Annotated in this window: 13 protein-coding genes; 2 read left to right on the top strand and 11 right to left on the bottom strand. The window is 35.3% G+C overall.

The genetic code is table 11. From position 1 onward, the window contains the following. Positions 1 to 179 precede the first annotated feature (179 nt). From EHQ24_RS08300 to EHQ24_RS08290, 3 genes are all read right to left on the bottom strand, one after another. A complete protein-coding gene (locus tag EHQ24_RS08300) occupies positions 180 to 1,037 on the bottom strand; it encodes an LIC_13355 family lipoprotein (protein WP_135601212.1) in 858 nt (285 codons plus the stop codon). Positions 1,038 to 1,091: 54 nt separating this feature from the next. Then, positions 1,092 to 1,673 (bottom strand): hypothetical protein, encoded by a 582-nt coding sequence (locus EHQ24_RS08295; protein WP_135601211.1) that lies wholly within the window; start codon positions 1,671 to 1,673, stop codon positions 1,092 to 1,094. A 363-nt stretch (positions 1,674 to 2,036) separates the two neighbouring features. Next, a complete protein-coding gene (locus EHQ24_RS08290; RefSeq protein ID WP_244310346.1) occupies positions 2,037 to 2,969 on the bottom strand; it encodes a cytochrome-c peroxidase in 933 nt (310 codons plus the stop codon). Between the two features lie 79 nt (positions 2,970 to 3,048). Between EHQ24_RS08290 and EHQ24_RS19320 the strand changes: the two genes are divergently transcribed. After that, the gene (locus tag EHQ24_RS19320; protein ID WP_208725836.1) at positions 3,049 to 3,264 is read left to right on the top strand and encodes a hypothetical protein; all 216 of its coding nucleotides are present in this window, start codon (positions 3,049 to 3,051) and stop codon (positions 3,262 to 3,264) included. Here EHQ24_RS19320 and EHQ24_RS08285 read toward each other — a convergent pair. Together EHQ24_RS08285 and EHQ24_RS08280 are read right to left on the bottom strand one after the other, a co-directional pair. Next, positions 3,233 to 5,275, bottom strand: a complete 2,043-nt coding sequence (locus tag EHQ24_RS08285; RefSeq protein WP_135601210.1) for a methyl-accepting chemotaxis protein — start codon at positions 5,273 to 5,275, stop codon at positions 3,233 to 3,235. The genes EHQ24_RS19320 and EHQ24_RS08285 overlap by 32 nt on opposite strands. 169 nt (positions 5,276 to 5,444) lie before the next feature. Further along, a complete protein-coding gene (locus EHQ24_RS08280; protein WP_135601209.1) occupies positions 5,445 to 7,487 on the bottom strand; it encodes a methyl-accepting chemotaxis protein in 2,043 nt (680 codons plus the stop codon). 319 nt (positions 7,488 to 7,806) lie between these two features. On the opposite strand from EHQ24_RS08280, the gene EHQ24_RS08275 reads away from it, so the two are divergent. Then, positions 7,807 to 8,364: a hypothetical protein gene (locus EHQ24_RS08275; protein WP_135601208.1), complete on the top strand. Its 558-nt coding sequence runs from the start codon at positions 7,807 to 7,809 to the stop codon at positions 8,362 to 8,364. A 60-nt stretch (positions 8,365 to 8,424) separates the two neighbouring features. On the opposite strand, the gene EHQ24_RS08270 is transcribed toward EHQ24_RS08275, so the two are convergent. From EHQ24_RS08270 to EHQ24_RS08245, 6 genes are all read right to left on the bottom strand, one after another. Next, entirely contained in the window at positions 8,425 to 8,886 is a 462-nt protein-coding gene (locus EHQ24_RS08270) for a hypothetical protein (protein ID WP_135601207.1), read from the bottom strand. Between the two features lie 21 nt (positions 8,887 to 8,907). Continuing rightward, positions 8,908 to 10,290 carry an outer membrane beta-barrel protein gene (locus EHQ24_RS08265; protein WP_135601206.1) on the bottom strand — a complete coding sequence of 461 codons (1,383 nt, stop codon included), beginning with the start codon at positions 10,288 to 10,290 and terminating at the stop codon, positions 8,908 to 8,910. Positions 10,291 to 10,469: 179 nt separating this feature from the next. After that, positions 10,470 to 11,756, bottom strand: coding sequence for a CCA tRNA nucleotidyltransferase (locus EHQ24_RS08260; RefSeq protein WP_135601205.1), 1,287 nt, complete (start codon positions 11,754 to 11,756; stop codon positions 10,470 to 10,472). Further along, on the bottom strand, positions 11,747 to 12,169 hold the full coding sequence (locus tag EHQ24_RS08255) for a Fur family transcriptional regulator (protein ID WP_135601204.1): 423 nt from the start codon (positions 12,167 to 12,169) through the stop codon (positions 11,747 to 11,749). The genes EHQ24_RS08260 and EHQ24_RS08255 overlap by 10 nt, the downstream gene beginning before the upstream one ends. Before the next feature lie 32 nt (positions 12,170 to 12,201). Further along, positions 12,202 to 12,561, bottom strand: coding sequence for a hypothetical protein (locus EHQ24_RS08250; RefSeq protein WP_135601203.1), 360 nt, complete (start codon positions 12,559 to 12,561; stop codon positions 12,202 to 12,204). A gap of 8 nt (positions 12,562 to 12,569) precedes the next feature. Beyond that, the gene (locus EHQ24_RS08245; protein ID WP_135601202.1) at positions 12,570 to 12,983 is read right to left on the bottom strand and encodes a ribonuclease HI family protein; all 414 of its coding nucleotides are present in this window, start codon (positions 12,981 to 12,983) and stop codon (positions 12,570 to 12,572) included. Positions 12,984 to 13,000: the final 17 nt, after the last annotated feature.

The raw sequence follows: 13,000 nt of genomic DNA, 5'->3' as shown, positions 1-13,000 counted from the left end.
TAACCAACCGATATTTCATATTAAAAATGTAAATCCAACTCTTACCTGAGATTTTTTTCAATAAGTAAGAGTTGGATTTTTCAAAATGAGTATAACAATCGTTTGAATTTACATTAGAAGTTTTTTCTTCTAATCATTACAAATTGTAATCTTTGTTTTATGGTTTAAATGGATTTTGATCATTCAACAGATTTTGCAACAACTCCATCGATATCTGGGCCATTGTTATAGGAATGTGGATATACATACCCTGATCCCGTATTTGGATTTGTGACAGCTGTAGCTGAAATCATTTTTATAAATTTAAATCCATTGGTTTGGATATTCGTACGAGCAGTCGAATCGCAATTAGCACCGGGCCCACCAACGATCAAATCATCAAGGTTGAATCCATCACCACCACCTAACAAAAAACCACTTCCTGCGGAGGTAAACAATTCAGTTAGGCTAAATGGTTTGGTGGCCATGTTGTAAATGACCGGTCTAAGACCAGCAAATCCCGGCCAAGAAGAAATTTTATTACTATCCGCTACGGATGGATTAAAACCACTTAAATCAAAACCGCAATAGTTTGTTCCATCAAAAGAAACTTGAACTACCATTGGATCGAACGCATAACGATCACTAGTTTCTGAAACTCTAAATGGATTTTCATAGATGATAAAATCATTTCCCGAAACATTTTTTACGGTTTTTCCGGCCCACGATAAAATCATTGTGGCACCTGCTCCCGTTAAATTTAAAGCATATACATCCAAAGATCCAGAAAACTCGCCACCACCACAAATACCATTGATTGCTTTTGATGAGTCGTTGAATCCACTCACACTCGAATTGGCAGAAACAACAGTGTTTGCAATAGGAATATTTGTAGGGAGAGAAGTTGGCGGGCAAGGACCTACAGAAGAAGAATTGGCAAGCGGCAGTACTAATAATGAAAGTATGAGGTCATTATTCTTTTCCTTCTCCGTACATTGCCAAAAAGTCAAAGTGATTAGGAACAAAGACAGTAAAGATTTTGTTTGAAACTGGGCCACGAGTTGTCTCCTATTTGCCTTTATCCAAGTGAATAAAGGCAAATTTTTTTGAATTTAGAAAGTTCTAGTTAAGAAATTAAATGCAAATGATCCATTGCAGCCTGCTGCTTTTGGATTAGTGGTATAAACTGTTCCAGATGCTTTTCTTGATGCCAGATCTGTTTTAGTCTCAGCTAACGTTGGTTTGCCATTAAATACATCACAAATTAAAATTTCATTTGCATCAGTGATTGTCCAAATGAGTGCAGAAATATTTGCACTGTTTTTGGGTTTGTAATAAAGCACTCGATCCGTGTTGCTAAATTCCACGATTTCGGCGTTGACTCTGTAAGTTGATGTACCGGCCCCATTTACATAATCAACATACAAATATCCTGTTGTTGTTCCGAAATTGGATTGGATTGTAACTGTGTTGGAACCTGGAGTTGTGCATGTGCCTGCAGAACAACTACCTTGATAAAATGTTCCTCTGATTTCAATTTGGCCTGCTTCTTTTGCAGATGCCTCTGCTGTTTTCAATAATCCTAAAGCCAAATTATTGTCAGCTTCTGATTTGTCTACTTTGCCATTATCAGCACATGCAGTGATAAACAGTGTAAATAACATCACCAGTGTTAGTTTAAGTGAAGTTTTCATTTAGATTCTCCTAAATCTTGATTTGAATTTAGGGGAACACGGACTGGAAATAGGTTTATCCACGTCAGAAGACGAAGAGTCTTAAAATCTATAGATAGATATGTAAGTAGTGTTTTTTCCATACGGGTGCCCCGAGTTTACCTTCGGGGCCCCTTTACAAAATCTGTTGTTGGAACAGAAATGTGTAAGTGTGCAAAGTTCCCAATCCACGAGAAAACATTGCGGGGAAGATCTGGCTTATCATCTAACATAGTTTATGCTATGTTAGATACATCACAGTTGCGGGTCAGCACAGGAATTTCACCTGTTTCCTCCCTAAAGGTAATGCCACAGTTTCAACCTGTGTATTTATTGTCAATAGTTTTAATTTGTCTTTGTTTTATCTGATAAGGTTTTTAGAAAAGTAATCAGTGAGTCAATTTCTGATTCACTGATGTTTCTGTTCAGATTGTAATGATTCATACGACGTACTGCTTCTTTGATTGTAGAAACACTTCCATCGTGGAAGTAGGGCGCTGTTAGTGTTACGTTACGTAAGGGTGGAACTTTAAAGAAAAAATTATCGGCAGCATTTCCTGTAAATTCAGATCTTCCTAAATCATTCACATTATAAGAATGAACTGTATCTAGTTTTGCAAACTGAGATCCGCCTAAAAGATTTTGGTTGTGGCAATTTGTACATCCTACATCCAAAAAGATTTTTAATCCATCTAATTCATCGTTTTTAAGTGCGAGTACATTCGATTCCAAAAAATCATCGAATTTTGATTTTGATACGAGAGATCTTTCGAATGCAACAAGCCCCATACGAATTGCATGAATACTCGGAGCCGGGGAATTGGGAAACGCACTTTCAAAGAACGAAGTGTAACTGGAATCATTTTGGATCCGAGTGAGTAATTCTGTATCCGAATTTAAAGACATTTCCAGTGGATTCACAAATGGATCAATGGCTTGATCGTATAATGTACTTCTTCTTCCATCCCAAAAAATTATAGGTAAAAAGCCAACGTTGAGAATAGTGGGAGTGTTTCTTTTTCCCAGTTGGCCAAAGGTTCCTCTTGATTTGGATTGTCTGTCCATTCCTGCTGCATTACCATCAACGGGATGACAAGTGAGGCAAGACTGAACATGATTGGATGATAGTTTATTATCTCTAAAAAGTTTGTTTCCTAAACTAATGAGTGCTAAAGAATCCGATTCTGACCCAGGTACGGAACTTGGTAAAATGCCTATTGTGGCTATGGCTCTCTTCTGTAAATCAGAGGCATACGTATAGTTAGTAATCAAAGACAAAGAGATCCAATTCTCTAATGGTGAATTATTTTTATTTGTTGGTTCTAGAAAATTACAATTAACAAATGTTAACTGAAATATGGCTAGTTTGATTATTATCGAATTAATTTTTGAAATAAAACGTATCAGAGATGAGAACATAGAAACCAAACAAGGAACCATGCCTCAATCCATCAATTCAAAATTTATATTTGGTTTTATGAGTCCAAAAAATTTTCTAAAAATCGAGAGTCCTTATTATGAACTTTTGGTAGAAAAAATCCTTAATTGGTGTGAAATGAGTTGGTTACCATAGCAATGGTTCCCGCAATTTCTCCAATTTTTTGACTCACTTGGTTTAAGTCTTCTGAGTTGTTGGCAAGTTCTTGTGCATTTCCAGAAAGATTATTGATCGTATTTACCATGTCTTCGGATGCTTTTTTTTGTTCTCTACTGGAGAACTCAATGGTTTCCGCCATTTCTTGTAATCCGTTTAACTCAGTGGTGACATTGAGAAGGCTAGTTGTCTGCGTAGTCATTTCATCTTTTAAATCATCGACGCTAACTTGCATTCTTTTCGATTGTTCTACAATTTCACTGAGAGCATTCACTGTTTCATAAACATGGTTTGCCCCAACGTTTACTACTGAATTACTTTTATCTATCAGTCTCTTAATGTTTCTGACAGATGATTGGGTCCTGTCGGCTAACTTGGAAATTTCTTCTGCTACTACGGCAAAACCCATTCCTGCATCTCCAGCACGCGCGGCTTCAATACTTGCATTTAATGCGAGTAAGTTGGTTCTCTCTGAAATTTCAGTAATTAAATCAACAATTCCTGTGATTTCTTTGGTAACAGAATGAATTTCAGACATAGCTTGGTTTGTATTTTGAATAGAAAGATTTCCTAAATTGGCTAAATTTGTAGAGTTGATGGATTGGTCAGTTAATTGTGAAAGGGCTTTTTCAATTTTAGATATAGAACCTTCAATAGTTTTCATTTCTTCTGTAATTTTAATAATATTTTTTGTTTCGTTTGTAATGAATTGAAACATTATTTCGAAAGAAGTGGTAAGTTCTTCTAAAGAGGCTGCAGACTCTTCTGAAATCGAAGCCAAAGATGATGCATTGTCAGAAACGGAGATTGCATCTTTTTTTAATTTGAACGAAACTTTTTCCGAATCACTGACGGAAATTTTCAATTGATTCATGATATGATTGAGATTATTCAAAAACAAATTAATCGAGTTTGTAATTTCTCCTATTTCATTTGCTCCAAAATTGGGAAGAGTTTTTGTTAGGTCAGCTTCTCCGCTGGAAAGTTCATTGACTTTGGATAAAACGGTAATCAAAGGATGATTGATACTTCGAAAGATAAAAATTACAAATATACTGGATATCAATAAGGAAATGAAAACGAGGCCAATATTCAAATTTCTTTGAAAGGACAAAATTTGGATTCTATCGTTCACCAGTTTTTCAAGAATTGAAATGGAGTTGTTTTGGATCGTAACAATATTGTCTGATCCTTTTTCTAAAATTAAAAAAAGTTCCTCATAGGTTTTGGGTTTCGAATTTGTTTCGATGAAATTTTTTTTTAGATCTAATAAAAAATGATCACAAGATTTTTTTGCCTCTTGTAATATTTTCTTTAGTTCTTCAACATAAGGTGATTCATCGTCTATAGATTTTTTATGAGACTTTTGTATTTCTTTACATGTAGATTCTATAAAATTGATGGAGATCAGTGCTTTGGTATAACTTTCACTTGAATACTCATTATTCTTTTTCCTTGAATCCAAATATTCATCACGAATAATTTCGTTAAGTAATCCAATATTTTTTAGAATTTCTGGGACTCGAAAGAAGGTAATTTCCATTTGGTAATACGAGTTTACTTCTGGATCTAGTATGAGGTTAGAAAAGTCACCAACCTTTAAAGCTAATTCCTGTGTATCATTTAGAAAGTTTCTAGAAGTAGGGGTGTCAAAATTACTGAACTGATTGTAATGATTCCAAACAGTAAGTTCTTTTGTGTCTTTATCAAGAAGTTCTGTTTTTTCTATATGTAACCTTGTGGATTTTATAAGAGGTAAAAGATCTTTTGTGTTTTCTTGTCCAATTGTGAATCGTTTCAGCCCTTCTCTATAAACAAAATAAATAGGTTTGATTGCCTGGATTCCTGAATGTTCTTTTTTTGCAAATTCAATGGTTCCATTTAGCGAACGTAATAAAATAAGCAGAATGATTAAAAGTGATACAATTAGAGGAGTAGGGAGGAGCAAAAGTCGACTTTGTATAGAGAATTTAGAAAGAAATTTTGACATAGAACGTATATCTCACATGAAGTAGATAAAAATTATCTACTTAACTTCTAACGATTATTAGCAGTCAATTAATCAATCATTTATTTTGTTATAAGAAGTTAAGATATGAAAAATCAAAAAGATGTTTTGTATCTTAACTTGAGTAAATTTTGTTTATGAATATTACAAGTTAATTAGTTCTAAATGAATCCGCAATGTTTGAAATCGAAATTGCTACTTCACTAATCGTAACACTTACGCGATTTAGGTCTTCTGAACTTTGTGCTAGTTCCTGTGCGTTTCCTGAGAGTGTGTTTACACTGACAACCATATCTTGTGAAGTACGTTTTTGTTCTTGGCTTGACGATTCAATGGATTCTGCCAATGTTTTTAATTCTTTTACTTCATGAGAAACATTTGTTAGGCTGATTGATTGGGACGAAATTTCTGATTTTACTTTTCCAACTCCAGTTTGTATTCGATTCGATTGCCCAACAATTTTGCTTAAAGAATTTACTGTTTCGTTTACATGATTCACTCCGTTATTAACGGCCATGTTACTTTTTTCTATTAAACCCTTTATGTTTTTAACTGAAATTTGGGTTTTATCAGCTAATTTCGAAATTTCTTCCGCTACAACGGCAAAGCCTCTTCCTGCATCACCAGCGCGTGCTGCTTCAATACTTGCGTTTAACGCGAGCAAGTTGGTTTGTTCTGAAATATCCGTTATTAAATCAACAATACCAGCAATTTCTCCGGTGACAGTGCGAATTTCTACCATTGATGAATCAGTGCTTCGTATGGATTGATTTCCTAGGTCAGCTAGATTTGTAGATGCAATGGATTCATCGGAGAGTTGTAATAATTCCTTTTCGATACTACTAATCGAATCTTCGAGGTTTTTGATTTCTTCTGCGATTTTAAAAATATTTTTTGTCTCATCAGAAATGGATCCAAACATAATGTCGAACGAAGATGAAAGTTCCTCAAGTGATGCAGCGGATTCTTCCGATGTGGAAGCAAGTCCGGAAGCATTATCAGATACAGAAAGTGCATCTTCTTTTAACTGATTGGAAACCTTTTCTACTTCCTTTACTGAGAGTTTTAATTGACTCATGATGTGGTTTAATTTTTTTAAAAATTCATTGATAGAATTTGTAATTTCTCCAATTTCATTTTTTCCAAAATCGGGTAATTGTTTTGTTAGGTCAGCATCACCACTGGATAATTCAATAATTTTTAATAGAACTTTTTCAAGAGGGTCGTTGATACTTTTAAAAATTGTAAGTATAAGTAAAATAGATAGACTTAATGTAATTATGACTATGATGATATTGGTTGTTCTTTGTAATTTCTGCTCTGCGAGTCGTTCTAGAATTAAATTTTCAAGAATCAATATGGACGAACCTTGTATTTCAGCACCGATAGCGGTACCTTTGTGAATTGTAGTAAACAAAGAATCGGCTGATTTTGGTTTTGCATTTTCTATCAGAAAAATGTTTTTCAATTCTTCGATATAACGTTTACAAGTAGTATTCGTTTTGGTAATATTAATTTGAATATTCTCAGCATGTTTGGGTGCATTTTCTAAACTTTTTTGGTTTGATTTAGCAATGTTAGTGCAAACTTCTTCAATTGCATTGATTGAGATCACAGCTTTAGTAAAACTTATATTGGAAAAGTTTTTTTGATTTTGATTGGAACCCAGATATTCATCTCTAATGACTTCTTTAAGTAGTGCTACATTTTTCCACAGTTCTGGTATTTGAAATAAAATAATTTCCATTTGGTAATAGGATTCAAGTTCTGGATCCAAAATGAGATGAGAGTGGTCTCCAATTTTAATTGCTAATTCTTGAGTATCTACTAGGAAATTTCTACTTGTTAGCTGGTCAAAATTATCAATTTTTATATAAGATTTCCATTTTGTAATTTCAACGGAATCCTCGGGTAATATTTCAGAAAGTATAATCTCTTTTGCCCCTGTTTCAATTAAAGGTTTTAACGTTTTGGATTCTTCTTGGCCTATTTTTAATCTTTTTAAACCTTCTTGAAATGCAAGATAAACCGGTTTGATGACTTGGATTCCCTTAAGTTCTTTGTAAGTGAAATTTATATTTTCATTTTGTGTCCGGACGAATAAAACGAGTAAAACTAGAAGAAAAACAAAGATGGGAAGAGGTAATAGGAATAGTCTTAACCGAATGGAAAGATTGGAATAAAATTTTGACATTAGAAATCTCCGGTACTCTGTGCGATGAGACGGATTGAATTATGGACTTTTTTTTAAAATTGTAATTATAAAATAAGTGAGCTCTGTTTTTTTTTATAATTTTTCAATGGGGGAGGTTCCGAATTTCAAGGAAGCCGAATTCGGAATTGTCCTAGGTTTCGATTTTTCGGACAAAATTGAATTTTTACCAAATTCTGATTATCTGCCATTTCTTGGTTTTGTAAAGCTGGTTAATCAGATTGATGATTTGAGACTAGAAATTTGCTCAGATTTTTGCATAGTGCTTGGAAGATTTTGAGTCTAAGTATAACATAGAAAAATGAAAAACTTCCCACTCATTTCAACCGCGATAATTCTTTCTTTATTCCAATGTTCTTCTTCCGAAGAACGAATCATTCAAAACAAACAAGTTTTATTTGAAAATTGTATGGAGACTTTTCAAGACGAGTCAAAGTGTAATCAACTTCTCACTAAATCTGAAAATGATTTAAAAACAGAAGAAGATAAAAGAAAAGCTCAACGAGAGGCTCTGACTGAAGAAGGTTACAATGGTTTAAAGATAAGAGAAGTAATGTTAGAGAAACTCTACAAACAAACTCGAATTTTTGTGAAAGAATATTTGGGTGAGCCAGATAGAATTATTTATAGTGGAGATGGGGACGTATTGGTTTACACTCGTCCCATATCTATTTATGAACCTGGTGCGGAACCTGATGAGGAAATTTATATTTTCTTCAAACGAAACTTAGTGCGAACCGTAAACGTAGTAAAACCTGCAAGTGCTAGAGTTCAGGGATTTAGCTGGGGAAAATGGTTAAAAGGTTCAAAGAAGAATCAAAACGAACAAAAGGGTTCAGATCATTTGGAAGAGAAATAAAAAAATAGAGTGGGGGACGTCCCACTCTATTTATATTTAAAATGGTTTTTCAGTTACTACTTAGTAATAAGTAGGTGCTGAAAAAACTACTTTTGATGTAGCATCGGCAGTTGAAGTAAATGTCAACGGCTCTTTGAAAGCATCAATTGCAGCTGAAGCAGTTGCATATTTGTTTTCCGCAATGTTACATTTCAACTCATTGTATTTTTTAATTACATTTGTTTTGATAGTAGCATAATCGGCACCAATTGCTTGGTTGTCAGCGATAGTTACAAGTGAGCAGTTTGCACCAGCATCCACTTGAACTTTTGCTCCAACACAAGAGTTGATAAGTCCTACGGACACAACACAGTCTGCTTGCGCTCCAACCGGTGCATGAGGATTTGACACTAAGTAAGTAAGAAGTGTAACATCTTCGTTCTTTTTCGTTGAAGACTCAGCGCAACCTACAAATGACACTGCTGTCAAAGCTACCATGATTGCCAGGGAGACGAATCCGGATTTTGATTGATTGGATTTCATATTTTATTATTCTCCTTTTCCTTAGAATGTTGCAACAATACCTAAAGTTACACCGTTTTGATACGTTTGAGGTTGCCCTTTTTCGTCAGTGAAAACTTGACCTTTTGCTTGGTCTCTTCTGAAGTCAACTTTGATGATAATGTTGTCTCCGTAGTAGTAAGTAGGTGTGATTGTAAAAGTTTGAGCGCTTCCTAAGTAGTATTTAGTTGTGTTATAACCAAGACTACCCATGTATTGAAGGTCGTGTCTTCCTGCAGTGTTGTTACTCACGCCGAGAGGGCCGCCATTTCTAGAATCGTCAATTCTTTCGTAACGTCCAGCAAGTGCCCATTTATCAGTAAACTTATATCGGAACCACAAACCGTATGTTTTGTAAGTTCTTTTTGCGTTACTGTCATCGCGAGTGAGAGATACTTTTGTTGTTCCTGTTCCATCAATATCAACCTGAGTTGTTGGGTCAGTTAAAGTAGCAGCCGCTCCACTTTTATCCCCTTGTGTATAGTCTAAGGATATAAGAGTTTTGTCGTTTGGAGTGAAATTCAAAATCACGTTGTTAATCATCCAATAATCGTTTTGGTAACTAGCACGTTTTGCGTTGATAGGAGTTCCATACACTTCGTTCATCCAGTAGTCAGCATTGGATGGTCTTGCGTAAGTTACGTCCACGCCATACAGTGTGTTCCATGTTACTTTAAGTTTATCAGAAATAATGTCGTAAGAAACCTGCGTTCCCACAGCTTTATTTTTGTTAACACCGTCCCGGTAAGTAGACACGTTTGCATTGTTATACGCAGTGATATCTGAACCAGTTCCACCTACACTATTGTATAGATAAAAACCTAAGTTCAATTTATCCGAAACTGCTAAGTTTGCTCTAGCACCTGTGTTGATGAAGGGGATTGTGTTAAAGAATATGTAACCAATCGTATAAACAGGGTTATCTTTTGTTTCCAAAAGTTCATAACCAATGTGCGTGGCCATCTTACCCATATCAACAGTCAAACCTTTTAATACTGGGAAGTAGAATGAAACGTATGCTTGTTGGAGCATGTTCATGTTCACAGTACTATTCGTTTGGTTATAAGGTGCTTCTTGATAAACGTTGTTTTGACCGTTTTGGAAAACAGTTCTAAATCCCCAAGGACTATCTTTGTCCGCAAGTTTCTGCAAATCAAGTGCTGCAGCTGAGACACCGAATTGTTTGTTTTGCGTGTTGAAAGTTCCTGAAGCATCACGTTTTGCTCCCTCAACATTGTTTGCAGTATACATATAGAAAACATCTACGTAACCGGAAACATTGATCTTATCGTACCAAGATTTTTCTTTTGCTTCGCCTTGTGCAAAAACTGAACTTGAAACGAGAAGGGCAACCGAAGTTGCGAGAAGATTATATTTATTTCTCATTTGCCATTTCTCCTATGTGAACTTGTTGTGCAAGTTGTGTACCAGGTTGGCGGATCCAAATTCGACTTAAGGAAGAAAAAAATAGAAACAGTGTATTTGAATGGGTTCTAGAGGAAAAAAAATTAGTTTTTGATTAATAAAGAAACAATCGCTGGTTCGAATGAGAGAAAAACTAGAAATTAATTGGTCAAATTGCTTATTAAAACAGCAGAGTGATGTAATAGTCTAGAATATTCATTTTCTTTAGGCGAGTGTAGGACAAGGTCTAGGAGCTGGTTTAGAATGATTCCATAGTTGGTTTTGGGCAAATCGGGGAAGGATTCGGAAAGATGGTTCCCGTTGAGTGACAAGTCAGTGAGGAGGAGGGGTGGGTTTTCTTCCCAAATTCGGATCATCTCGGAGATATTTGCTCCAAAGATGGGGCTTAGTTTTTGGATGAATTGGGAGTCTAGTTGGAAACGTTTTTGAAAATGGCGTTTAACGGGCGCTAAATATTCTTTTTTTAAAAGAAAGGAATCCTCTATATTAAAATTTTGTTTTGTTTCCCATCGCGATAAAAATTCAAAAAACAAAAGACAATCTTTTGTATTTTGACCAGAGAATTTTAATGTTCTTAATATAGATTCTAAATCTTTATACGAAATTTCTCCAAGTAACGCATAAAATGCAAATGCCAATTGCATTCCTGTTAATTCTTTAGAGATCAAATCCAATCGTTCTAAAATAGATTTTTTAGGATCAAGTCTGTTTGAAAGATTTGGTAGAAAAATTTGAAAGATATCTTCTTCTGCTAACAGTTGGATCATCCGAGAAGGTTTATATCCGGAAAAGGATTTTAAAACTTCATCTTGAAATCGTTCTAAGGATATTTTTTTGGTGATTTGTTTTGTTTCATGGATTGCTTTTTTGGTTTCTGCTTCAATGACAAAATCCAAAGTGCTCGCAAATCGTAAGGCCCGAATCGGGCGTAAACCATCTTCGGTAAATCTTTTGATAGGGTCACCAATTGTACGAATGATTTTTTGTTCGATATCTTTCTTTCCAGAATGTTCGTCCACAAGTACACCCGTTTTGATATCGAATGCTAAAGCATTCATTGTAAAATCTCTTCGTTTCAGATCTTCGGATAATGTGGTTCCAAATTCAACATGGTCTGGCCTTCTACCATCAGTATAATCTTTGTCGATTCGGTAAGTGGTAACTTCATAATTGATTTTGTCCAAAACAACGGTAACAGTACCATGATCGATTCCTGTATCGATTACTGTTCGAAAGAGTCGTTTGACTTGATTGGGTTCTGCATTTGTTGTGAGATCAAATTCTTTGGGTGCTTTTCCCATTACCAAATCTCGAACAGATCCACCAACCAAGTAACATTCAAAACCTGCATCTTTTAATGCAGTGTCGATGTGATATAAATGTTTTAGATTTTTTTCTGGAACTAAGGACTGAATTTCTATTGGCAATTTCTACATTTGCCTCTAAAAACAATTTCTACTGATTCTGTGGAGAAACCTTTTAACTGTTTGGTGGAAGGGATCCCATTCCAAGGATCATCGATACATTCAATTTTACCACAGTTGTTACAGATAAGGTGGCCGTGTGCTTTGGATACAATATGATTCCCATCAGACTTTAACTCGAAATAGGTGACGCGATCTGTAGAATGAAGAGAGTTTAATAGGTCTTTTTCTTCTAAATCAGATAAGGCACGGTAGATGGTGACCCGATCCCAAGATTCCTCTTTGGGAAGTTTTTCCATGATTTCCTGGTGATTTAACGGTCTAGGGGATCCTTGCAGAATCGACAAAACTTGTTCTCGGTTTTTTGTTACCTTAAGTCCGATTTTTTTTAGAATTTGAGAAGGATCTCCAGCCATGATTTGTTTATCCTGTAATGGGCGGAGATTGTCTATTCTAAAATCACGTTTGTTTTCCAGATTTCCCAGTAACGTATTCCCATCCGGGTATGAACCTGTAGAAATTCTTCAATTTGTTTTCCTTTGTTTTTTTCAACAATCACAGGGGCGATACCCAAATCTAACTTTCGATTGAGAATGGTGTCGATTTCTTCTTTCGCTAATTGAGTCACCCTATCACAGTCTTCTTTTCTATCTATCAGTAGGGTTTTATTTTTTTCGCAGAATGTTGCTGATTGGAATGAAGTTCCCGAATCTAACAAATCATCTAGTTGGCGAGTCACTGATTTTTTGCAATTTGATAAAAACATGATTAGAATCAAAAGGGAAGATAGATTCAAGAAAATCTGCATTAGGTCAATCAATCCTTTGCATCTTGGGCAAGGTTTGCTAGTTGGTCAGCTCTAGTGTTTTGTTCTCTTGGAACGTATTGGATTTCAAAATTTTGAAAGGATGTTTTTAGAGACTCACATTTGTTTTTGAAAACAAGAAGATCTTTGTTTTTTACTTTATATTCACCTTTCATCTGTTTGACGACAAGTTCTGAATCCAATCGAAATCTGATTTTCTGTAAATTCTGTTTGATGGCTTCTTCCATTCCCCGGTACAAGGCTTGCCATTCTGCCACATTGTTGGTTGCGGTTCCAATTTTTTCGGATAAAAAAAAGAATTCGATTCCATCATTATTTTGGAAGGAAACCCCAATGGCAGCTGGGCCTGGATTTCCGCGGGAACTACCGTCACAATAAATGAAGGTGGTATCTTTCGTTGACATAGCCGACAGTCTTTTTT

The organism is Leptospira noumeaensis (assembly GCF_004770765.1).
Taxonomy (GTDB): domain Bacteria; phylum Spirochaetota; class Leptospiria; order Leptospirales; family Leptospiraceae; genus Leptospira_A; species Leptospira_A noumeaensis.
This window is presented reverse-complemented; position numbering and strand designations above follow the sequence as displayed.

What these genes read in the sequence shown, in the direction of transcription:
- EHQ24_RS08245 (WP_135601202.1), bottom strand. Translation starts at nt 12,983, where the DNA reads ATGTCAACGAAAGATACCACCTTCATTTATTGTGACGGTAGTTCCCGC.
- EHQ24_RS19320 (WP_208725836.1), top strand. Translation starts at nt 3,049, where the DNA reads ATGGCTAGTTTGATTATTATCGAATTAATTTTTGAAATAAAACGTATC.
- EHQ24_RS08265 (WP_135601206.1), bottom strand. Translation starts at nt 10,290, where the DNA reads ATGAGAAATAAATATAATCTTCTCGCAACTTCGGTTGCCCTTCTCGTT.
- EHQ24_RS08270 (WP_135601207.1), bottom strand. Translation starts at nt 8,886, where the DNA reads ATGAAATCCAATCAATCAAAATCCGGATTCGTCTCCCTGGCAATCATG.
- EHQ24_RS08255 (WP_135601204.1), bottom strand. Translation starts at nt 12,169, where the DNA reads ATGGCTGGAGATCCTTCTCAAATTCTAAAAAAAATCGGACTTAAGGTA.
- EHQ24_RS08275 (WP_135601208.1), top strand. Translation starts at nt 7,807, where the DNA reads ATGAAAAACTTCCCACTCATTTCAACCGCGATAATTCTTTCTTTATTC.
- EHQ24_RS08250 (WP_135601203.1), bottom strand. Translation starts at nt 12,561, where the DNA reads ATGCAGATTTTCTTGAATCTATCTTCCCTTTTGATTCTAATCATGTTT.
- EHQ24_RS08295 (WP_135601211.1), bottom strand. Translation starts at nt 1,673, where the DNA reads ATGAAAACTTCACTTAAACTAACACTGGTGATGTTATTTACACTGTTT.
- EHQ24_RS08285 (WP_135601210.1), bottom strand. Translation starts at nt 5,275, where the DNA reads ATGTCAAAATTTCTTTCTAAATTCTCTATACAAAGTCGACTTTTGCTC.
- EHQ24_RS08280 (WP_135601209.1), bottom strand. Translation starts at nt 7,487, where the DNA reads ATGTCAAAATTTTATTCCAATCTTTCCATTCGGTTAAGACTATTCCTA.